This window comes from Streptomyces sp. NPDC097640 (assembly GCF_040302705.1).
GTDB lineage: Bacteria > Actinomycetota > Actinomycetes > Streptomycetales > Streptomycetaceae > Streptomyces.
The window spans coordinates 25,591-47,411 of record NZ_JBEOSB010000010.1 but is presented as its reverse complement, the minus strand read 5'-3'; the positions used below and the strand labels follow the sequence as shown (position 1 = coordinate 47,411).

General features: G+C 73.8%; 18 protein-coding genes. 10 read left to right on the top strand and 8 right to left on the bottom strand.

Annotation, left to right across the window (positions count from 1 at the left end; all coding sequences use genetic code 11):
* Both ABTY62_RS17470 and ABTY62_RS17465 read right to left on the bottom strand, forming a co-directional pair.
* On the bottom strand, positions 1–1,383 hold the full coding sequence (locus ABTY62_RS17470) for an MFS transporter (RefSeq protein WP_352130293.1): 1,383 nt from the start codon (positions 1,381–1,383) through the stop codon (positions 1–3).
* Positions 1,384–1,417: 34 nt separating this feature from the next.
* Positions 1,418–1,861 (bottom strand): MarR family winged helix-turn-helix transcriptional regulator, encoded by a 444-nt coding sequence (locus ABTY62_RS17465; protein WP_311724436.1) that lies wholly within the window; start codon positions 1,859–1,861, stop codon positions 1,418–1,420.
* A 132-nt stretch (positions 1,862–1,993) separates the two neighbouring features.
* Between ABTY62_RS17465 and ABTY62_RS17460 the strand changes: the two genes are divergently transcribed.
* Positions 1,994–2,179 carry a ribbon-helix-helix protein, CopG family gene (locus ABTY62_RS17460; RefSeq protein ID WP_352130292.1) on the top strand — a complete coding sequence of 62 codons (186 nt, stop codon included), beginning with the start codon at positions 1,994–1,996 and terminating at the stop codon, positions 2,177–2,179.
* A gap of 45 nt (positions 2,180–2,224) precedes the next feature.
* On the opposite strand, the gene ABTY62_RS17455 is transcribed toward ABTY62_RS17460, so the two are convergent.
* A complete protein-coding gene (locus ABTY62_RS17455; protein ID WP_352130291.1) occupies positions 2,225–3,694 on the bottom strand; it encodes an NCS2 family permease in 1,470 nt (489 codons plus the stop codon).
* A 214-nt stretch (positions 3,695–3,908) separates the two neighbouring features.
* Here ABTY62_RS17455 and ABTY62_RS17450 point away from each other — a divergent pair, with 214 nt between their 5' ends.
* Positions 3,909–4,157 (top strand): DUF2530 domain-containing protein, encoded by a 249-nt coding sequence (locus tag ABTY62_RS17450; protein WP_352130290.1) that lies wholly within the window; start codon positions 3,909–3,911, stop codon positions 4,155–4,157.
* Between the two features lie 114 nt (positions 4,158–4,271).
* Positions 4,272–5,090: an SAM-dependent methyltransferase gene (locus ABTY62_RS17445; protein WP_352130289.1), complete on the top strand. Its 819-nt coding sequence runs from the start codon at positions 4,272–4,274 to the stop codon at positions 5,088–5,090.
* 290 nt (positions 5,091–5,380) lie between these two features.
* Here ABTY62_RS17445 and ABTY62_RS17440 read toward each other — a convergent pair whose 3' ends face one another.
* Positions 5,381–8,695, bottom strand: a complete 3,315-nt coding sequence (locus tag ABTY62_RS17440; RefSeq protein ID WP_352130522.1) for a sacsin N-terminal ATP-binding-like domain-containing protein — start codon at positions 8,693–8,695, stop codon at positions 5,381–5,383.
* Between the two features lie 402 nt (positions 8,696–9,097).
* Positions 9,098–10,021 (bottom strand): DUF3027 domain-containing protein, encoded by a 924-nt coding sequence (locus tag ABTY62_RS17435; protein WP_352130288.1) that lies wholly within the window; start codon positions 10,019–10,021, stop codon positions 9,098–9,100.
* A gap of 425 nt (positions 10,022–10,446) precedes the next feature.
* On the opposite strand from ABTY62_RS17435, the gene ABTY62_RS17430 reads away from it, so the two are divergent.
* From ABTY62_RS17430 to ABTY62_RS17415, 4 genes are all read left to right on the top strand, one after another.
* Entirely contained in the window at positions 10,447–11,940 is a 1,494-nt protein-coding gene (locus tag ABTY62_RS17430; RefSeq protein ID WP_352130287.1) for an MFS transporter, read from the top strand.
* Positions 11,941–11,966: 26 nt separating this feature from the next.
* Positions 11,967–12,479 carry a hypothetical protein gene (locus tag ABTY62_RS17425; RefSeq protein WP_352130286.1) on the top strand — a complete coding sequence of 171 codons (513 nt, stop codon included), beginning with the start codon at positions 11,967–11,969 and terminating at the stop codon, positions 12,477–12,479.
* 63 nt (positions 12,480–12,542) lie between these two features.
* Complete coding sequence (locus ABTY62_RS17420; RefSeq protein WP_352130285.1) at positions 12,543–13,268, top strand: futalosine hydrolase; 726 nt, start codon at positions 12,543–12,545, stop codon at positions 13,266–13,268.
* Positions 13,265–14,119, top strand: coding sequence for a 1,4-dihydroxy-6-naphtoate synthase (locus ABTY62_RS17415; protein ID WP_352130284.1), 855 nt, complete (start codon positions 13,265–13,267; stop codon positions 14,117–14,119). Before ABTY62_RS17420 ends, ABTY62_RS17415 begins: the two co-directional genes overlap by 4 nt.
* Positions 14,120–14,127: 8 nt before the next feature.
* Here the strand turns inward: ABTY62_RS17415 and ABTY62_RS17410 are convergent, their stop codons facing one another.
* Entirely contained in the window at positions 14,128–14,511 is a 384-nt protein-coding gene (locus ABTY62_RS17410; protein ID WP_311724449.1) for a cold-shock protein, read from the bottom strand.
* A gap of 182 nt (positions 14,512–14,693) precedes the next feature.
* Between ABTY62_RS17410 and ABTY62_RS17405 the strand changes: the two genes are divergently transcribed.
* On the top strand, positions 14,694–15,038 hold the full coding sequence (locus tag ABTY62_RS17405) for a hypothetical protein (protein ID WP_502997472.1): 345 nt from the start codon (positions 14,694–14,696) through the stop codon (positions 15,036–15,038).
* A gap of 52 nt (positions 15,039–15,090) precedes the next feature.
* On the opposite strand, the gene ABTY62_RS17400 is transcribed toward ABTY62_RS17405, so the two are convergent.
* Both ABTY62_RS17400 and ABTY62_RS17395 read right to left on the bottom strand, forming a co-directional pair.
* Positions 15,091–15,729: an HAD family hydrolase gene (locus ABTY62_RS17400; RefSeq protein WP_352130283.1), complete on the bottom strand. Its 639-nt coding sequence runs from the start codon at positions 15,727–15,729 to the stop codon at positions 15,091–15,093.
* 105 nt (positions 15,730–15,834) lie between these two features.
* Positions 15,835–17,028, bottom strand: coding sequence for a hypothetical protein (locus ABTY62_RS17395; protein ID WP_352130282.1), 1,194 nt, complete (start codon positions 17,026–17,028; stop codon positions 15,835–15,837).
* 115 nt (positions 17,029–17,143) lie between these two features.
* Between ABTY62_RS17395 and ABTY62_RS17390 the strand changes: the two genes are divergently transcribed.
* Positions 17,144–20,050 (top strand): helicase C-terminal domain-containing protein, encoded by a 2,907-nt coding sequence (locus ABTY62_RS17390; protein ID WP_352130281.1) that lies wholly within the window; start codon positions 17,144–17,146, stop codon positions 20,048–20,050.
* Positions 20,051–20,166: 116 nt separating this feature from the next.
* On the top strand, positions 20,167–21,816 hold the full coding sequence (locus tag ABTY62_RS17385; RefSeq protein WP_352130280.1) for a DNA repair helicase XPB: 1,650 nt from the start codon (positions 20,167–20,169) through the stop codon (positions 21,814–21,816).
* Positions 21,817–21,821: the final 5 nt, after the last annotated feature.

The following is a 21,821-nucleotide window of genomic DNA, read 5'->3' as shown; positions in this document are numbered from 1 at the left end:
TCAGACCGCCGCGGGCAGCGACGCCTCCTGGCTCTCCGGCGTGCGCGGCACGAAGGCGATGTGCGGGCGCCCCGGCCGCAGATTGACCTTCACCCGCAGTCCGCCCACCCGTACGAGGACCAGGCCGACCACCACCGCGGCCGCCGCGGAGACCAGCCCGCCCGCCGCGAAGCCGACCCGCGGGCCGTAGGTGTCGGTCACCCAGCCCACCAGCGGGCCGCCGACCGGGGTGCCGCCGACGAAGACCATCATGAACAGGCTCATCACTCTCCCGCGCATCGCGGGGTCGGTGGCCAGCTGGACGCTGGAGTTCGCCGTCACATTGAAGGTCAGCGAGAAGATCCCGATCGGCACCATGAGCGCCGCGAAGAGCCAGAAGGCCGGGGACAGCGCCGCCGCGACCTCCAGCAGGCCGAACATCAGCGCCGCGCCGACCAGCACCCGCTGCCGCGTCGTGGTCCGCCGGGCGGCGAGCAGCGCGCCGGTCACCGAGCCGACCGCTATCAGCGAGTTGAGCAGGCCGTAGGTGCCCGGTCCCGCGTCGAAGACGTCGTCGGCGAAGGCGCTGAGCCAGATCGGGAAGTTGAAGCCGAAGGTGCCGATGAAGCCGACCAGCACGATGGGCCAGATCAGGTCCGGGCGCCCGGCGACATAGCGCAGCCCCTCGCGCAGCTGGCCCTTGCCGCGCGGCGCGCGCTCGACCTTGTGCAGCTCGCCGGGGCGCATCATCAGCAGGCCGATGAGCGGGGCGCCGAACGACAGCCCGTTGAGCAGGAAGGCCCAGCCGCTGCCGACGGCGGTGATCAGCACACCGGCAACCGCGGGGCCCACCAGCCGGGCGGACTGGAAGTTCGCGGAGTTCAGGCTGACCGCGTTGCGCAGGTCCTTCGGGCCGACCATCTCGACCACGAACGCCTGGCGCGTGGGGTTGTCGACGACGGTGACCACGCCGAGCATGAACGCGATCAGATAGACGTGCCAGACCTGCACCTGGCCGCTGAGCGTGAGCGCGGCGAGCGCGAGCCCGCACAGCCCGAGGGCGGCCTGGGTGAGGATCAGCAGCCGCCGCTTGGGGTAGCGGTCGGCGATGACGCCGCCGTACAGGCCGAAGAGCAGCATCGGGAGGAACTGGAGCGCGGTGGTGATACCGACGGCGGTCGATGAGCCGGTGAGGCTGAGGACGAGCCAGTCCTGGGCGATACGCGACATCCAGGTGCCCGTGTTGGATATCACGGCACCGGTGGCGAACAGCCGGTAGTTGCGGACCTTCAAGGAACTGAAGGTCCCGCCCCTGGTGCGCCCGGCTGCGGCGTCACCAGTGGGGTCGGTCGCGGGGTCGATATCGGGTGCGGGTGCGGAATCTGCTCCGGGTCCCGTACTCAAAGTGCGTTCGCCTCCTAGGCGGGCTCGTCTTCTCTCACATGTGCGCGAGCTTCTCCAGGACCGGCGCGGCGGCACGCAGCGCGGCCCACTCCTCCTCGCTCAACCCGCCGACCAGCTCGGCCAGCCATGCGTTCCGCCTGCGGCGGCTCTCTTCGAGCATGGCCTCTGCCCGCTCGGTCGGCGAGACGACTTTCTGCCGCCGGTCCTCGGGGTGCGGCTCCAGCCTGACCAGTCCCTTGGCCTCGAGCAGCGCCACGATGCGGGTCATCGAGGGCGGCTGGACATGCTCCTTGCGGGCCAGCTCACCTGGGGTGGCGGAGCCGCACTGGGCCAGAATGCCCAGCACCGACATCTCGGTAGGGCTGAGCGACTCGTCGACGCGCTGGTGCTTGAGCCGACGGGACAGTCGCATCACGGCGGATCGCAGCGAGTTCACCGCGGCTGTGTCCGCATCGCCATCATGGGACAGATCCGGCATGGTCTTTAGCATAACTCATTACCTCGTCTAATGAAAACCCGCGTTACGGCTCTATTGCATTTTCACCCATACGAGTGAGTCCACTCCGGAAAGTGACGCGGCGAGACCTATGTCACGGGGACTCTGACCCGTATGGGATCGAAAGTGCTCAGCCTACGGATGGACGGTGAGCTGCTGGACCGGATCCGGGAGCATGCCGCAAAACGCGGAATGAGCGTCCAGGACTATGTCATCCGGACGCTCATTCGCGAGGACTTCGACGAACGCTTCAAGACCTCCGTCGACGAGACGGAGCGCTTCTACGGCCGGACCACCTGACCCCGGCCGCGCGGCCGGCTCCCCGGCCCGGCCCGCGTTCCGGCCTCAGCCGGTTCCGATCACCTGCTGGATCGGGTCCAGCAGGAAGTAGACGAGGAAGCACAGCCCGACCACGCTCAGCAGCCACGGCACCTCCCGCGTCCGCTTGGTCGCGATCCGCAGCAGCAGATACGACAGCACGCCGAGACCGATCCCGTTGGTGATGCTGTAGGTGAACGGCATCGACACCATGGTCAGGAACGCCGGGACCGCGATCGTGAAGTCGCTCCAGTCGATCTCCTTGACGTTCGCGGCCATGATCAGGAAGCCCACGACGACCAGCGCCGGGGTCGCGGCCTGCGACGGGACGACCTTGGCCAGCGGGGTGAAGATCAGCGCGAGCAGGAAGAGCCCGCCGGTCACCACGTTGGCGAAGCCGGTGCGGGCGCCCTCTCCGACCCCCGCCGTGGACTCCACGAAGCAGGTGTTCGCCGAGGCCGAGCCGAAGCCGCCGCCCGCGACCGCCACACCGTCCACCATCAGGATCCGGCCCATCCCCGGCAGCTGGCCCCGCTTGTCCGTGAGCCCGGCCTCCTCGCCGACGCCGATGATCGTGCCCATGGCGTCGAAGAAGCCGGACAGCAGCACGGTGAAGACGAACAGACAGCCGGTGAGGATGCCCACCTCATGGAAGCCACCGAACAGGCTGATGTGACCGATCAGGCCGAAGTCCGGGGTGGCGACCACCTTGTCCGGCACATTGGGGACGGTCAGCCCCCAGCTCAGGTCCGGGATGTTCGCCACCGCGTTGATCACCACCGCGACCACCGTCATGGTCGCCATGCCGATCAGGATCGCGCCCCGCGTCTTGCGGACGACCAGCACGAAGGTGAGCGCGAGCCCGAGCACGAAGACCAGCACCGGCCAGCCGTGCAGCCTGCCCGCAACGCCCAGGGCCATGGGCACGGTGGTGTCGGCCTTGTCCGGGTTACGGGTGACGAAGCCCGAGTCGACCAGACCGATCAGGGCGATGAACAGCCCGATGCCGATCGCGATCGCCCGGCGCAACCCGCCCGGGATCGCGTCCATCACCCGCTGCCGCAGCCCTGAGGCGACCAGCAGCATCAGCACCAGGCCCGCGAGGACCACCATGCCCATGGCGTCCGGCCAGCTCATCTTGGGCGCGAGCTGAAGCGAGACCACGGCGTTGATGCCGAGCCCGGCGGCGAGCGCGATCGGGACGTTGCCGATGACCCCCATGAGCAGGGTGGTCAGGCCGGCCATCAGGGCGGTGGCGGTGACGAGCTGGGCGTTGTCCAGATGATGGTGATACTTGTCCTCGCCGGCCCCGAGGATGATCGGGTTCAGCACGAGGATGTACGCCATCGCGAAGAAGGTCGCCAGACCGCCGCGGACCTCCCGCGAGATGGAGGACCCCCGCTCACTGATCCGGAAAAACCTGTCCAGGCCGCTCTTGGGGGGTGCCGGAGCCTGCTGCTGCGTGGCGTCGGCCGGCGCGGTGGCCGAGGGGGTCATGAGGTACCTCAAAGGTGCGTGAAGACAACCAACGGGCCATTTTGGATGATCAGACAAGACATTCCAGCCAGACCCGGACCGATTCAGTATGAATACATGAAGTGCAAAAACGCCAATCCCGGACGATCGGTGACGTTCGGTGACGACAAGCGACCGGGCCGGGTGGAGGGACCGCGCTCCCGCCGCCCCCGCACCCGGCCCGTAAGCTGTGCCCATGACGAAGTGGACCCCCAAACACGAGGCCCCGGCCCCCCTTGAGGGCAATGTCGTCGCCACCATCACCGGCGGCACGATCGTGTGGTTCGTCCTCTTCCTGGTCCAGCTGCCCTTCTACAGCTGGTACGCCGACCACGGCCATGCGTGGTGGCTGTGGACCTGCCTGGCCGGCGGCGGCCTCGGACTGATCGGCATCTGGTACGTCCGCGCCCGGGAGGCGGCCATCCGCCGCTCCCGCGAGTCCTGAGCCCGGGGGAACCGGCCTCGCTGTCGGTGACGCAGGTTTCAGTGCCGCCACGGTTCTCTACTGGTGCGACGATTGCTCACCTTCGTATGCCAACTGGCCGGTAATGTGGGCTTCATGACCGGTCATGGTTTTCGAGCGGACCAAATCGACACGAGCAAGCCGCACTCGGCCCGTTTGTACGACTACTTCCTCGGCGGGAAGACCCACTACTCCGTCGATGCCCGGGCCGCCGAACAGGTCGAGGCCGTCTGGCCCGACGTCATACCGTGGACCCGCGCCAACCGGTCTTTCATGCACCGCGCCACCCGCTGGCTGGCCACCGAGGCGGGCATCCGCCAGTTCCTGGACATCGGCACCGGCATCCCCACCGAGCCCAATCTGCACCAGGTGGCGCAGCAGGCGGCCCCCGACTCCCGGGTCGTCTACGCCGACAACGACCCCATCGTCCTGGCCCACGCCCAGGCGCTGATGCTCTCCAGCCGCGAGGGGCGCACCGCCTACCTCCACGCCGACGTCACCGCCCCCGAGGCCATCCTCGCCGCCGACGAGCTGCACGCCACGCTGGATCTGGACCAGCCGGTCGCGCTGTCCCTCAACGCGCTCATGCACTTCATCGGCGACGACCGGAAGCCCTACGAGATCGTCGAGCGGCTGCTCGCCCCGCTGGCGCCGGGCAGCTACCTCGTCCTCTCCCACGGCGCGATCGACCCCCGCCCCGGCCTCTCCGACGCGGTCACCGAGCTGTACCGCGCGAGCGGCATCCATGTGCAGGGGCGCACCCTGGAGGGGGTCACGGCCTTCTTCGACGGGCTGGAGCTCGTCGAGCCGGGCGTGGTCATGCCGCACCGCTGGAGGCCCGGGAGCGAGCGGGAGCGGGCCGAGGCGGAGTCGACGGATCTGTGGATCTACGCGGGGGTCGGGCGCAAGGGGTAGGCCCACTGTTCGTGGGGGGTGCGCCTGGTGTGGGTGCGGGGTGCGGGGGCGGGGCCTCCGGGGCTGTCACCCTGGACCGCGCCGGTCCGGTGGGGGGTGCGCGTGGGGTGCGTGGGTGGTGCCGGGGGCGGGGCCTCCGGGGCTGTCACCCTGGACCGCATATTTACGGCGCCGGTGCCCGGAAGCGAGACCTTGCCCGGAACTTGGCGCCACAAATATGCGTAAGCGTCCAGGGCACCACCCCTGCACCCCCACCCCCTCCCGTCTCGTCGGCGGCGCCCCCTAGGGCGTCAGTCGAACCAGCGGGCGCGGGCCAGTTCCTCGGTGCGGGTCAGGTCCTCGAGGAGGGCCGCGACCTCGAAGCGGCGCGCCCACTGTCCCGCCGCCCAGGCCAGGCCCGCTGCCACGCCCTCCAGCGTCGAGGCGTGCAGGGTGTCATCGGTGTACCGCCAGTCCAGTTCGGTGCCGCCCTCTACCAGCAGCTCCTCGTGCTCGACGTACGACAGCGGGGCGCCCGGCAGCAGTTCGCGCACCGCCGCCGGGACCTCGTGCGGCTCGCCCTCGGAGACGACCGGGGCCGGGTACGCCTCGCTGAGCCGCCGCACCTGGAACAGCTCCGCCACGTCCGCCGCCCGCGCGGGCCGCACCGGCAGCAGCGCCCGCCCCTCCGCCTCGGCCAGCGGCATCAGGTCCGGCGCGTCCGCGACCAGCACCTCCCCCGCGTCGACCACGCGCGTCTCGTCGTCGGCCACGGCGCGCAGCTCGTCCGGCAGGGTCACCTGCTCGGGGTCCAGGTCGGCCAGGAGCCCGTAGATGGCGTGCAGCTGGGCGGGCGTCACCGGGCGGTCCTCGTCGGCCAGCCTGGCCAGCAGCTCCGCCGCCCCGCCCGGCTCGTCGAGCAGCGCGGCGACCGAGGTCCGTACGCCCAGCGCCCGCAGCACCTGCTCGTCCTCGAACCCGGCCGCGTCCACCGGCTCGTACAGGCCGACCAGCAGCGGGTCGCCCCCGGCCGCGCGCAGCCCGGCCGGCCGGCGCCCGTCCAGCACCGGGTGGCCGCGCAGCCACCAGGCGGTGTACGAGCGCACGATCTCCGTCGTGCCGTTGGGCAGCAGCACCCGCACCGGCGCGGTGAGCGAGTCGCGCAGCGGCGGCTGCGCCAGCATCGCCAGCGCCCTGGGCCAGGCGTCGTCGTCGACCAGGTCCAGGTCCCGCACGGCGACGATCTCGGTGGCCACCGGCGGCACCGGGGTCTCGGGCAGCCGGTCCAGGACGTCCTCGCACCACACGTCGACCGCGTCCAGCAGGCCCACGTCGTCGGGCTCGGCGAAGTCCCCTTCCCTCGGCTCCAGCTCGTCCGGGTCCAGGACCACATCGGTGGCGCGCACCAGCGTGAAGCCGGCCAGCACGCCGACCGCCGCCAGCGTCTCCTCGCCCCAGCGCTCGGCGAGCTCGGCGTCGCACGCGGCCAGCTCGCCCTCCCGCATCACCTGCTCGAAGGCGCTCCCGGGGAAGACCAGCTCCCCGGCCGGGGCCGGCTCGCCGTCCTCGTCGGGCAGCGCCAGCGCGGCCAGCCACGGCTCGTCGCCGGGCGCCAGCCGGGCCTGCTGGACGAGGCCGAGGACCGTCTCGGCGAGCGTGTCGGGGCCGAGCGCGGCGGCGGGCGCGCCCTCGTCCTCCGCGAAGGGGTCGTACTCGTCCTCCGCGTCCAGCGAGTGGGCGACGGCGGCCCGCACCTGAGGGGTGGTCAGCACGGCGCGCGGGGTCGCGGGGGTCGCGCCGAGCTTCTCCAGCAGCGGGTGGGCGGCGTCCGGGTGGGCGACCTTCAGGCCAAGACGCGCCAGCGTGCGGTGCCGGTCGTCGCCCGGCTCCTCGCCCTCGCCCGGCAGCGGCAGCAGCACCTGCCGGGGCCCGATGGTCGTACGCCCGTCGGCCAGCGGCACCGGCAGCCCGCTGAGCCGGTCCGGGTCGGTGCCGCCCAGCGAGTCGTACAGCCGCCGCCACCACGCGGGGGCGCGCTCGACGCCCGCGAGCCGGTCGATCACCTCGCCGAGCGGCACCCGCGCCACGCCCAGGACCCGCAGCTCCTGCCGCCGTTCGAGACCGGCGGGCAGCAGCGTGGGGAACAGCTCGGCCAGCACCCCGACCGTCTCGGCGCCCGCGCCCTCCAGGATCTCGGCGTCCCGGGGCCGCAGGGCGTACGGCTCGCTGTCGGAGCCGCCGACCAGGATGTCGTCGTCCCACGGCTCGGCGCCCGGGTTCCCCGGACCGCCCTGCGCGGCGTCCGGGCCCAGCGCGTCCGGCGAGCCCAGCCAGCCCGTCTCCGTCCCGACAGCCCCGGCGCCAGCCTCTTCGCCGCCCGCCGGGGCGGCGGCGCTGGGCAGGAACGGCACGCGCGGCAGCAGCTCCAGGATCCGCCGGCGCAGCTCGCCGTCCAGCTCCCCCCGGCCCAGCGGGCCGGGCACCAGGTCGATCGTCCCGACCCCCACCGGGTGCCAGTCGCGCAGCAGCGCCGCGTACGCCTCGGCCGCCCGCTCCACCAGGAAGTCCGTCAGCGGCCCCGGGGCGGTGTGGCGGCGGGTGGGCTCCAGCGGGAAGGAGGCGATGAGCAGCGCGGGCACGCCCAGGGGCTCGTCCGTCGGCGTCGGCGCGTGCACCACCGGGGCCGTGTCCGGCCGCGCCGGGGCGCCCTCCGCGTCCACCGGCACCGCCCAGGTCACCGACCACACCGGCCGCAGCCGCTCCTCCACCGGGCGGTCGGCGAGCAGCGCGGCGTCCAGCGGGCCGCCCGCGGCCTCGGTCCGCCACCTGCGGACCCCCGCACGGCTGTCCTCGACGACCGTGTACGGACCCTCCTTACGGCGCCGGAGCGTCCGTACGCCCTCGGGCGTCTCGACCACGACCTCGGCCAGGCCCGGCAGGGTGATCAGCAGCGCGTCGTCGACACCGCCCAGCAGCCGCTCCGCCACGTCCTGCGCGGCGCCGTCGCGCAGCGGCAGCACGACCACCGTGTCGTACCCCTCCGGCGCGGTGCCCTCCGCGGGCAGCGGCAGGCGCAGCAGCGGTACGTGCCCGTCGCGGCGGCGCAGCTCGTCCCCGAGGCCGGGGCTCGCCTCCGCCGCGCGCTGCGCCAGCTCCCGCGCCTCCGCCAGCGACCAGCGCACGCCGCCCGAGCGGCCCACGACCGCGGGCTCGTCGCTGACCGCGAGCACCGCCGCGAAGCCGACCCCGAACCGGCCGACCGCGGCGTCCTCCCACCCGGCGGTGTCGCGCTTCGCGGACGCCCGCAGCGTCGACAGCGACTCCACGCCGGCCGCGTCCAGCGGCGCCCCGGTGTTGGCCGCGGCCAGCACGGCGGGCTCGCCGTCCCGCGCCGGGTGCAGGGTCAGCCGCAGCCGGCCGGGCACGCCGGCCCGGGCGGCGGCGTCCGAGGCGTTCTGCGCCAGCTCGACCACGAGGCGATCACGGTGGCCGCCCAGCGCCAGGTCCTCCTCGGCGTTGGCGTCCTCCCGGAACCTCGCGGGAGACGCGGCCCAGGCGTCCAGCACGCCGCGCCGCAGCCGCGCGGTCCCGAACGGATCCGCGTCCTCCGTCGCGCCTCGCACCATCGCCGTGCTGCTCACGTGTCGCCTCCGGGGTCCTGGTCTGGGTCCGAACGGGGAACACGACCCGCGCCTCAGGGTTCCCCCGCGGCCCGCCTTCCCCACTGCTGTTCGCCGAACGTACCGCCACCTCGCTCCCGATCTCGCGCCGCCCTCCTCACCATCCTGCGCCGCGGGGAGCCGCCGACGAGACGGGAGGGGGTTGGGGTGCAGGGGTGGTGCCCTGGACGCTTACGCATATTTGTGGCGCGAAGTTCCGGGTGACACCACGCTTCCGGGCACCGGCGCCGTAAATATGCGGTCCAGGGTGACAGCCCCGGAGGCCCCGCCCCCGCACCACGCGCGCACAGCAGGCGCACGCACCACAAAGCTCAGGAAGAACACCTCAGGAGCAGAGCAAACATCCGCTCAGGAGTGCCCGAGCTCCTCCGCCGGAGTGTCCGCCTCCACCGAGCCCTCGGCCCGCTCCGCGGGCCCCCGCAGCGGCAGCGGCTCGACGACGGTCTCGTCGATCACCGGCAGCGCCGGGCGCGGCGGCTTCGGCATGACGGCGGCCTCGGAATGCGCCCCGCAGCCGTACGACAGGGAGACCACCCGCCCGTCCGCCGGGCTGAACTCGTTCGCGCAGACTCCGAACGCCTGCCGCAGTGATCCCGCGATCGGCACCAGGAAGCCGCAGGTCAGGCAGGACGCGGGGGCGGCCTGCGCCATCGGCGTGCTCGCGCCGAACGCGTCGTCCCAGCGGTCCGCCGCGCCGTGCAGCCCGTAGCGGGACAGCACGCGGGCGCGCCGCATGCCCAGCTCCTCGGCGAGGGACCCGATGCTGCCGACCGCGGGCGCCGCCTCCTGCGCGGCGGGCGCGCCGGCCGTCATATCGGCGTCCTCCACCGCCGCGAGCTGCTGCATCTCCTCCGAGACGACGGAGTTCGGCAGCGGGGTGTCCTCGCCCGAGTAGCCGGGCTCCAGCCGCAGGTCCTCGGCCTCGCTGGGGAGCAGATCGCCCGGGCCCAGGTCGCCGGGGCGCAGCCGCTCGCTCCAGGGCACCCACTCGGGCGCCAGCAGCGCGTCCGGTCCGGGCAGGAGCACCGTCTCGTCGACGGTGACGATCTTCGCGCGGGAGGCCCGGGTGACGGTCACCGCCCAGCGCCAGCCGCGATAGCCCGGCTCCTGGCACTCGAAGAGGTGCGTGACGACGCGGTCCGCGTCGGCCACGACGCGCACATGCGCGCCGACCGTGCCGGGGCTGGCGGTCTCGGCGGCCGCCTCGCGCGCGAGTTCGACCGCCTCGGCGCACAGGCGGTCGGGGGTACGGCTTCGCATCGCAGCACTCACAGGATCGATTCTCTCTTCCACGCCGTCGCAGCCGTCTGACGAGTGCGCCAGCCGCACAGCCGGGACGCGGGAACACGGACGGAGCGGACCATGGGGCCGCGTCGACGTCCGCGCCCGATCCTGCCTCGGGCGCACCTTGTACGTCCCATTCTGAGGGATGGCGACTCGGCGCGTGGCCAAGAACGACCGTCGGTGGCGCGTAACGCACGCTACCCTGTCCGGCCCATCCCGCCCCACCCCCGTCCCGGGACAACCTCGGAACAACCGCGCAGGACGACCACCGGAGATCGCCCCAAAAGCCTGGCTGACGTGGCTGTTGAACCGGACGTCGACAGATCACTGACAGATCACTGAAAGGGAAGACTTAGTTCCGGATGGCGGCCGGGGGCCTCACATATCGGCCGCCTTGGCTGCAACATGGTCGGGTGGATGTCGCGAGATTCATCGGTGACGGCCCGATCCGACGGTCAGGCCGTCGCATCGGGCGGGCGCTGCACCTCCCGTTCAGCGCGACCGGCAGGGGCATCCGCCGGGCCACCCACGCGCACGGGGCCGGCGAATCCGGCCTCGGCAAGCTGATCGAACTGCACGCCGTGAACTCCGCGGGCGACATGCTGATCACCGTCGCCCTCGCGTCCACCGTCTTCTTCTCCGTACCGACCGACCAGGCGCGCGGGCGCGTCGCCCTCTACCTGGCCATCACCATGGCCCCCTTCATCCTCCTCGCCCCCGTCGTCGGCCCGCTGCTCGACCGGCTGCCGCACGGCCGCCGCGCCGCGATGGCCGGCGCCATGCTCACGCGCGCGGTGCTCGCGCTGACGATGGCGGGCGCGGTCGTGGGCGGCGGTCTCGAGCTGTATCCGGCGGCGCTGGGGGTGCTGGTGGCCTCCAAGTCGTACGGCGTGGTGCGGTCCGCCGTCGTGCCCCGCCTGCTGCCGCCCCGCTTCTCACTGGTCAAGGCCAACTCACGGGTCACCCTCGCCGGGCTGCTGGCGACCGGGCTGGCGGCCCCCATCGGGGCCGGGCTGCACCAGATCGGGCCGGGCTGGCCGCTGTACGGGGCGTGCGTGGTGTTCGCCGGGGGCGGCTTCCTCTCGTTCACGCTGCCGTCCAAGGTCGACTCCGCGAAGGGCGAGGGCCGGGTGCGCTTCACCTCCGGCGAGCACCATCTGCACCTGCCGAAGCCCGCACACCGCGACCCGGCACCCGTCCCCGACCCTGAACCCGACCCCACCGACACCCCGGCCCCGGAACCCGCCGACGCGGCCGCGGGCTCAGGCGCGGGCGCGGACGCGGGCGCGGGCGACAAGGGCGCGCGCCGCGTCAGCCTGCGCAAGGTCAGCCCGTCCGTGCTGCACGCCCTCCAGGCCTGCTCCTCGCTGAAGGCGCTGTCCGGCTTTCTGACCCTCTTCCTCGCCTTCCTGCTCCGCGAGCACCCGCTGGGCGGGCTGAGCCCCGAGATCTCGCTCGGCGTGGCCGCGGTCGCGGGGGGCGGCGGCAACGCGCTGGGCACGGCCATCGGCGCCTGGCTGCGGGAACGCGGACCGGAGCGGATCATCGCGGTGGTGCTGACCTCGGCCCTGGGGGTGATCGTCGCGTCGGCGGCGCTCTACAGCGCGGTCATGGTCGCCGCCGTGGCCGCGACCGCCGGGTTCGCGCTGGCGCTGGCCAAGCAGTCGCTGGACGCGCTGATCCAGCGCGATGTGCCCGAGCGGGTCCGTACCTCCGCCTTCTCCCGCTCGGAGACCACGCTTCAGCTGGCCTGGGTCGTCGGCGGGGCCGTGGGCATCGCCGTCCCGCTCAACGGGGCGCTGGGCATGTCGATCGCGGGGGCGATGGTCGCGCTGGGCACGGCGGCGAGCGTACGCGGGCTGCTGGCGGCCGCCCGGCACGGAGCGACACACCCGCGCGTGGCTTGACCGAGACGGCCAGATAGCCTGCCCGCATGACCGCTGCGCTGTTTTCCAGGGGCAAGGGCCGACGGGCCGCCACCGCCGCCTGTGCCGTGTCCCTCGGGCTCGTCGCCCTCTCCGCCTGCGACAAGCCGACCCCGCTGGCGACGGTCACGGTCGGTTCGGAGACCGTGACGACCGAGGCCGCCAAGGGTTGCTACAAGGACGGCGAGATCGTCGCCAAGTCCGAGAAGCAGGTCACGGCGTGCCTGACCAAGAAGGCCGAGCAGTCGCTGAAGGTCAGCCCCGGCGAGAAGGTGCGGGTCGGCGTGGACCCGAAGATCGCCGAGTCGGGCTGGATCGTGATCAGCGAGGCCCGCGGCGTCGTCAGCGGCCAGTCCAAGAAGACCTACCGCAGCCTCGACAGCGAGACGCTGTTCCAGCAGACGAACCCGCAGACCGGCCAGACCACCACGCTCGACAGCGTGACCCTCGTGATCGTGGAGGTCGGCGAGGGCACCGGGATCAAGGGCGCCTGGCCGATCAAGATCACGCGGGACGCCTGACACCCGACGTCTGACACCGCGACGTCTGACACCGACGCCTGACGGGAGATCCGGGAGCCGCTGATGCGCGTACTCGTCGTGACCGCCGTGCCCGCCGAGCGGGACGCGGTGCTGCGCGGCGCAGGCGCGACGGCGACCGAGGCAACCGAGGTCCCCGTACCCGGCGGACGGACGGCGCACCACGCCGTCCGCCCCCCGCTCACCGTGGACGCCCTGGCCGCGGGGGTCGGCCCGGCCGCCGCGGCGGCGGCGACCGCCGCCGCCCTGACCGCCGCCGAGCTCGGCGACGCGCCCTACGGCCTCGTCGTCTCGGCCGGCATCGGCGGCGGCTTCGCCCCCGCGCCGCTGGGCTCCGTCGTCGTCGCCGAGGCGATCGTCGCGGCCGATCTGGGCGCCGAGACCCCCGACGGCTTCGCCGCCGTCACCGAACTCGGCTTCGGGACCGTCGAACACCTCCCCGAGCCCGCGCTCGTACGGGCCGTGGCCGAGGCCACCGGCGCGGTGCGCGGCGCGGTGCTGACCGTCTCGACCGTGACCGGCAGCGCCGGGCGCGCCGCCGAGCTGCTCCGGCGCCATCCGGGCGCCGCCGCCGAGGCGATGGAGGGGTTCGGGGTGGCCGAGGCGGCCGCCGCGCACGGCGTGCCCGTTCTGGAGGTGCGGGCGGTCTCCAACGCCGTCGGCCCGCGCGACCGCGCGGCCTGGCGGATCGGCGAGGCGCTCGACGCCCTGGCGGGCGCCTTCCGCGACCTGACGCCCGCCCTCGCCACCTGGAAGGAAGCCAGCAGATGACCCCCGAGCCGCTCGGCATCGCGTATTCGCCGTGCCCGAACGACACGTTCGTCTTCCACGCGTGGGCGCACGACGGCGTCCCGGACGCGCCCCCGATCGATGTCACGTTCGCCGACATCGACATCACCAACGGCATGGCGGAGCGCGGCGAGCTCGATGTACTGAAGGTGTCGTACGCCGTCCTGCCGTGGATCCTGGACGAGTACGCGCTGGTGCCCTGCGGCGGGGCGCTCGGGCGCGGCTGCGGCCCGCTGGTGCTCACCAAGGAGCCGGGGCGGGCAAAGGACCTGGCGGGCAAGACGGTTGCGGTGCCGAGCGAGCGCTCGACGGCGTATCTGCTCTTCCGGCTGTGGGCGGCCGGCGAGGTGCCGGGCGGGGTGGGCGAGGTCGTCGTGCTGCCGTTCGACCAGATCATGCCCGCCGTGCGGGACGGCCGGGTGGACGCCGGTCTGGTCATCCACGAAGCCCGGTTCACCTATCAGAAGTACGGCCTGCACTGCCTGGCTGACATGGGCGAGCACTGGGAGCGCACCACCGGCCTGCCGATCCCCCTCGGCGCGATCGTCGCGAAGCGGTCGCTGGGCGCCGAGCGGCTGCGAGCCGTCGCCGAGACCATCCGCACATCCGTACGGGCGGCTTGGGACGACCCGGCGGCGTCGCGCGAGTATGTCCTGGAGCACGCACAGGAGATGGACCCGGCGGTCGCCGACCAGCACATCGGGCTCTACGTCAACGAGTTCACCGCCGACCTCGGCGAGGACGGCTACGCCGCGGTGCGCGGGCTGCTCACACGCGCGGCGGCCGAGGGGCTGGTCCCGCCCCTCGGCGACAACGCGCTGGAGTTCCCCTGAAGTCTCGCTCAGACGTCGAGCTGGTCGGCCACCGCTCGCAGCATGCCCGCGATCTTGCTGCCGTGCGCCTTGTCGGGGTAGCGTCCGCGCTCCAACTGCTGCGTCACGTTCTCCAGCAAGGTGGTCAGATCCTGGACGATGGACGCGAGCTCGTCCGGCTTGCGCCGCTGCGCGGCCGCGACGGACGGGGCGGGGTCCAGCACCGTCACCGAAAGTGCCTGGTCACCACGGTTTCCGGCCACGACGCCGAACTCGACTCGCTGCCCCGGCTTCAGCGAGTCCACGCCTTCCGGGAGCACCGACGAGTGCACGAAGACGTCGCCGCCGTCGTCACGGGAGAGAAAGCCGAAGCCCTTCTCGCTGTTGAACCACTTGACCTTGCCGGTAGGCACGTCTGTCCTCGTCCTCGTCACTCGTCGGAAAACACGTTAAAAACGGCTCTGGATAGCACTACAGCGGGTCGTAAGACCCGCCACCACCAAGGCTAATGGTCGGGAGCCTGGTGACAAGACGTACCCGGGTGGTTCCGGGTGGTGGTTCCTACGCGCGCTCTGCTCGGACCTACCCTGGTGCGGTGAGCAATGAAACCCCGCACGCCGGAACCTCCCCCGGCCACGACCGGGAGGCGCCCCTCCCCGGTGACCGGCTGGTACGCCTGGGCGTGATCGTCTTCGGCGTGGGCGCGGTGGCCACTCTCGTCACCGTGGCCCCGCTCTTCCTGGGCCTGCACCCACTGCCGTCGGCCGCGTACTTCGTGTGCATGCTGATGGGCGTCGGGTTCGCCCTCGCCGCGGCGGGTCTGGTGCGCTCGATCGGGGCGCAGCGGCGCGCGGCCGCCCTGGCGGGCCGCCCCGACCAGCCCTCCCGGCCGCCCGGGCAGGCGGCCTCCCCGTCGGCGTCCTCGTCGGCCTCCTCCTAGACGGCCTGCCGGGCGACGCCCTGGCGGGCGTCCGCCCAGGTCAGCGCGGGGTTCACCCCTTCAGGTGGCGCGCCAGCCACTCCGGGAAAGCGGTCAGGTCGTCGAGCACCACGTCGGCGCCCGCCGTCCGCAGCTCCTCCGCGTCGCACGGCCCGGTGGCGACCGCCACGGACAGCGCGCCCGCCGTGCGCGCGCCGCGCACGTCGCCCGTGTGGTCCCCGACGTACACCGATGCGCCGTACTCGCGCAGCGCCTCCCCCTTCGCCTCGGCCCACAGCCAGCCGACGACCGCGTCCGCCTCGATGCCCAGGTGGGCCAGGTGCAGCTTGGCGTTCGGCTCGTGCTTGGCCGTCACCACGACCGAGCGCCCGCCCGCCTGCCGCACCGCCGCGATGGCCTCGCGGGCGCCGGGCATCGCAAGGGTGGGGGCTATCGCGTACTCCGGGTAGATCGTGCGGTACATCTCCACCATCTCGTCGATCCGCTCGTCGGGGAACCAGTGCGCGAGCTCCTGCTCAAGCGGCGGGCCGAGGCGGGTGATGGCGAGGTCGGCGTCGACGAAGGTGCCGGTGGCGGCGGAGAGCGCCTCGAAGGCGGCCTTGATGCCGGGGCGGGAGTCGATCAGGGTCATATCGAGGTCGAAACCGACCGTCACGGAATGCTGGGGCGTAGACGAAGGCATGCCCGACATTCTGCCCCGCGCCCCATTCGGCCCCCGCGCCGCCCGTTCCGCGCCCCGTTCCGCGCCCCGTTCCGTGCTGCGGGCTCCGGCGGCCGGACGGCCGGCCGCCCCGGGTCAGCTCCGCCGCCGCCTCGCGCGCCACACGAGGAAGAGCGCCGACGAGATCGCGGCGGCGCGCACGACGACCGGCCAGGCCCCCTGGATCGCGTCCCCCATGCCGTTCTCGGGGATCTGCTCGCCCCATTTGCCGCTGGCCCGGCCCCACAGCCAGGCCATGGCCCCGGCCGCGACCAGGCCGGGCATGCCCAGCACGGCCCACTTCGCCTCGGCGGGCGACAGCTTGCGCGTGTAGTAGGCGATCACCCAGCCGAAGGCCATCACGATGAGGTTGCCCAGCGCGGCTCCGGCCACGAGCAGCGCGGCAGCGAGAAGGACCAGCAGGCTGAGGGGGCCCGCCTTCTCCTCCCCGCCCCCGTCCCCGCCCTTTTTCTTGCCGCGCCGCAGCGCGCGGCGGAGCAGCCCGGGCCGCCGCGCCGCCTTGCCGTCGGCGGCCTCCGCCTCCTCGGCCCCTGGGTCGTCGTCCTGCTCCGTCCCCTCGCCCGCGGCCTCCCCGGCCTTCTCGGCCCTGTCCGTCTCGCCCGGCATGCCGAGCAGTTCGGGGATCTCGACGCCGCCGACGAACCCCTCCACCTGCCCGAACGGCGAGTCGCGCTGTTCGGGCTGGGCGAACGGGCCCGGTTCGACATGCCACCAGTCGGGGTTGGAGTCGTGGGGGCCGAGCTCGTCCTCGCCCGCGAGATGCGGCGGCGAGGCGGCCATGGGGGGCCGGTGCGCGGGCCCGGCAGCTTCATCTGAGGACGCCCCATCAGACGGAGACGGCGAGTCGCCGTCGCGCGGGGTCGGCACCTTGCTCATCAGCCCGCTGCGCTCGGCGAGCCCGGACAGCCTGTCGCGCGCCGCGCGCGCCACCCCGGCCGCGCCCGCGCCGCGCGGCGGCTCCGCGCTCCCGTACGCCCCGTCGGAGCCTCCCGCGCCCCCGGCGCCCACCGTGCCCCCGCCCGGAGCGTCCGCCACGCGCGGGCGGCCCCCGGCGGCGGCCACCACGTCCGCGGGCGTGCCCAGCTTGGCGAGAATCCGCTTCACCCCGGCCGGGGTGTCCGAGCCGACGGACCCCCGTCTCTGGTCGATGTCGGCGCGCAACTCGGAGACCAGCCGCATCCGGTCACCGGACGGCAGACCCTGTTGCTGTGCCAGATCGCCGACACGGCTCAGATAGTCGTAGACGAGCTGTTCGCTCTCGATCCCCACCAAGACCCCTGAGAATGCACACCGCTGGCGTATCAGACCGTCCCGACGGTACCGCGCCGGACGGGCGGGCCGCCGCATCTCCGACTGGTCACCAGCCCCCGGTACTGTGGATCGAATGACCAGTTCGCGGAATCGGGAGGCACACGTGCCTGCAGAGACCGGCTCACGGGACAGCGGCCGCGGAGCGCCGCGCACGCTCGCCGAAGAGCTGCGCACCCGCCGGGACGACGCCCTCGCCACGCTTCTGCGCGCCCGCCCCGACCTGCTGTCCCCCGTCCCCAACGACCTCACCCAGCTCGCCACCCGGGCGGGCACCCGCGCCTCGGTCGTACGGGCCGTGGAGCGCCTGGACCGGTTCGCGCTCCAGACGGCGGAGGCGCTGGCGGTCGCGCCCGACCCGTGCCCGTACGAGACGCTGAGCGCGCTGATGGCGGGCGACAGCGGGCCGGGGGACCCCGGCCCCGACAACTCCGAGGACGACGCAGCACCGAGCGGCGCGCAGCCCGAAGGCACCCTGGACGAGCCTTCCGCCGCGACCCGCGAGCAGATCCTCGCCGAGCTCCCGCGCGCCGTGGCCACCCTGCGCGCCCAGGCGCTCGCCTGGGGCGGCGACGACCGGCTGCGCCTGGTCCGCACCGCCCGCGAGCTGCTGGCCCCCTCGCCCACGACCCCGTCCCCGACCGGCCTGGGCCCCACCGTCCCGGAGGCCACGGCCGGGATGTCCCCCGGGCGGCTCCAGGAGATCCTGGCGGCGGCCGGGCTGCCGCCGACCCATGACCCGGTCACCGCGGCCGCCGCCCTCACCTCGCTCTTCGGCGACCGCCCCCGTATGGCGGCGCTGCTCGCCGGGGCCCCCGCGGCCGCGACGGCGGTGCTGACCAAGCTGACCTGGGGCCCGCCGTACGGGGAGGCGTCCGTCGCCGCGCCCAGCCCGCCCGTCGAGTGGCTGCTGGCCCGCGGCCTGCTGCTGCCGTCCGGGTCGCGCAATGTGGTGCTGCCCCGCGAGGTGGCGCTGCACCTGCGCGGCGGCCGCGCGCACCGCGCGCCCGAGCCGCTGCCGCCGCCCCTCCCGCCCGCTGCGCGCCACGATCCACAGGCTGTGGACGCGACGGCGGCGGGCCAGGCGTACACCTCCCTGGCCACGGTCGAGGAGCTGCTGGGGCAGTGGGGGGCCGCCGGCCCGGCCGTCCTGCGCGCGGGCGGCCTGAGCGTACGGGACCTCAAGCGGACCGCCGCGGCGCTCGACGCGACCGAGCCGCTGGCCGCGTTCTGGATCGAGCTGGCGTACGCGGCCGGGCTGGTCGCCTCGGACGGCGAGACGGACGAGCGCTACGCGCCCACCCCCGCCTACGACGACTGGCTGGGGCTGCCCGCCGAGGAGCGCTGGGCGCGGCTCGCCTCCGCCTGGCTGACCGCGACCCGCGCGCCCGGCCTGGTCGGCGGCCGCGACGCCAAGGGCCGCACCCTCGCGGCCCTCGGCCCGGAGCTGGACCGCTCCCCCGCCCCCGAGGTGCGCCGCCGCGTCCTCGAACTCCTCGCCGCCCTCCCGCCCGGCGCCTCGCCCGCCGCCGAGTCGCTGCTGGCCCGGCTGCGCTGGGAGCGCCCGGCCCACCGCGGCGCGCCGGGCGAGGACCTGCGGTCGCGGCTGGCCCAGTGGACGCTGACCGAGGCCGAGCTGCTCGGCGTCACCGGCCGCGGCGCCCTGTCCGCCCACGCCCGCGCCCTCCTGGGCCCCCGCCCACCCGCGGTCCCGGCTCCGGCGGGACCGGCGGGCGCCGCCAAGGAGAGCCGCGGCACCGGCGGCCGAGGCACCGCACCACGGGCCGCCGAGCCCGGGGGCCGGGCGCGGAGCCGGGCCACCGTCGGCCAGGGCCTCGCACCGCAGGCCACCGAGCCGCCGGACCGGGCCGCCGAAGGCGAAGCTGCCGGGCCCGGGGGCCGGGCCGCCGACCGGGCGACCGCCGCCCGCCCCGGGGCTCGGCCCCCGGGCCCCGCCACCCCGGCGGGGCCGGGCGCGGCGGAAACGCAGGCCCCGCCCACGCCCGGCCGACCCCTGACCGGGGCCGAGGCCGCTGCCGCCGCGGCGGCGGCAGCGCGGCTGCTCGCGCCGCTGCTGCCCCAGCCGCTGGACCACGTCCTCCTCCAGGCCGACCTCACCGCCGTCGCGCCCGGCCCGCTGGAGCGGCCGCTCGCGGCGATGCTCGGCGTCCTCGCCGACGTCGAGTCCAAGGGCGGCGCCACGGTCTACCGCTTCACGCCCGCCTCCGTGCGCCGCGCGCTTGACGCCGGGCGTGCGGCGTCCGACCTGCACGCCTTCCTCGCGCAGCACTCCCGCACCCCCGTGCCCCAGCCGCTCGCCTACCTCATCGACGACGTGGCCCGGAAACACGGCCAACTGCGCGTCGGCGCCGCCTCCGCCTATGTGCGCTGCGACGACGACACCCTGCTGGCCGAGATCCTCGCCGACCGCCGCTCGGCGGGGTTGCGGCTGCGCCGCCTCGCGTCGACGGTGCTGGCCGCGCAGGCCGCGCCGGACGCGCTCCTGGAGGGCCTGCGCGCGATGGGGTACGCGCCGGCGGCCGAGTCCGCCGAGGGCGATGTGCTGATCACGCGCGCCGAGGCCCACCGCACCCCGCCGCGCTCGGCCCCCGCCCCCGTGCCGGAGGGCCCACCGATGCCCGACGAGACGCTCCTGGGCGCGGCGGTGCGCGCCATCCGCGCCGGTGACCGCGCCGCGACGGCACCCCACAAGCCGGTGCCCGCGGCCGCTTCGTCGGGCAACCGGCTGCCCCGCACCACCTCCGCCGACACCCTCGCCACCATGCAGGCCGCGGCCCTCACCGGCTCGGCCGTGTGGATCGGCTACGTCAACGCGGACGGCGCGGCCAGCCAGCGCGTGATCGCCCCGGTGCGCGTCGAGGGCGGCTTCGTGACGGCGTACGACCACACGGCCGACGAGGTGCGCACGTACCCGCTGCACCGGATCACGGGGGTAGCGGAGCTGGCGGACGACTCGGCGTGAGCGGGCGGGCGGAGGGCACGCGCGAACGGCGTCCCGCGCACCATTCCCGTTCACCCACCCGAGTGCGTAACACTGGATGCTTGCCACCCCACCCCCGTCATGAAGGGCCCAGGCGCGTGAACGGACCGCTCATCGTCCAAAGCGACAAGACGCTCCTGCTCGAGGTCGACCACGAGCAGGCCGATGCCTGCCGCCGCGCCATCGCCCCCTTCGCGGAGCTGGAGCGGGCCCCGGAGCACATCCACACCTACCGGGTGACCCCGCTCGGCCTGTGGAACGCCCGCGCCGCCGGGCACGACGCCGAGCAGGTCGTCGACGCGCTGGTCCAGTACTCGCGCTACCCCGTCCCGCACGCCCTCCTCGTCGACGTCGCCGAGACCATGGCGCGCTACGGGCGGCTGCGGCTGCTCAAGCACCCCACCCACGGGCTGGTCCTGGAGACCTCCGACCGCCCGGTCCTCCAGGAGGTGCTGCACTCGAAGAAGATCCAGCCGCTGGTCGGCCCGCGCATCGACCCGGACACGGTGGCCGTCCACCCCTCCGAGCGCGGGCAGATCAAGCAGGTGCTGCTCAAGCTGGGCTGGCCCGCCGAGGACCTGGCCGGGTATGTGGACGGCGAGGCGCACCCGATCGAGCTGGCCGAGGACGGCTGGGCGCTGCGCCCGTACCAGAAGCAGGCCGTCGAGGGGTTCTGGCACGGCGGGTCGGGGGTCGTCGTGCTCCCGTGCGGCGCCGGGAAGACGCTGGTGGGCGCGGGGGCGATGGCCACCGCCAAGTCCACCACCCTGATCCTGGTGACCAACACCGTCTCGGCCCGCCAGTGGAAGCACGAGCTGGTGAAGCGCACCTCGCTCACCGAGGACGAGATCGGCGAGTACAGCGGCACGCGCAAGGAGATCCGCCCGGTCACCATCGCCACGTACCAGGTCCTCACGACCAAGCGGAAGGGCGTCTACTCGCACCTGGAGCTCTTCGACTCCCGCGACTGGGGCCTGATCGTCTACGACGAGGTGCATCTGCTGCCCGCCCCCGTCTTCAAGTTCACCGCCGATCTCCAGGCGCGCCGCCGGCTCGGGCTGACCGCGACGCTGGTGCGGGAGGACGGCCGCGAGTCCGATGTGTTCTCCCTCATCGGCCCCAAGCGCTTCGACGCGCCGTGGAAGGAGATCGAGGCGCAGGGCTATATCGCGCCCGCCGACTGTGTCGAGGTGCGCGTCAATCTGACGGAGACCGAGCGCCTGGCGTACGCGACGGCCGAGCCCGACGAGAAGTACCGCTACTGCGCCACGACCGACTCCAAGCGCCGGGTCACCGAGGCGCTGGTGGCGCGCCACAAGGGCCAGCAGACCCTCGTCATCGGCCAGTACATCGACCAGCTCGACGAGCTGGGCGAGCATCTGGACGCGCCCGTCATCAAGGGCGAGACGACCAACGCGCAGCGCGAGAAGCTCTTCGACGCCTTCCGGCAGGGCGAGATCTCCGTCCTCGTCGTCTCCAAGGTCGCGAACTTCTCGATCGACCTCCCGGAGGCCACGGTCGCCATCCAGGTGTCGGGGACGTTCGGGTCCCGCCAGGAGGAGGCCCAGCGCCTGGGCCGCGTGCTGCGGCCGAAGGCGGACGGCCACCGGGCGGTCTTCTACTCGGTCGTCGCGCGCGACACCATCGACCAGGACTTCGCCGCCCACCGCCAGCGGTTCCTCGCCGAGCAGGGGTACGCCTACCGGATCGTGGACGCGAGCGCGCTGCCGGCGGGCGACGACGTCTGAGGGCT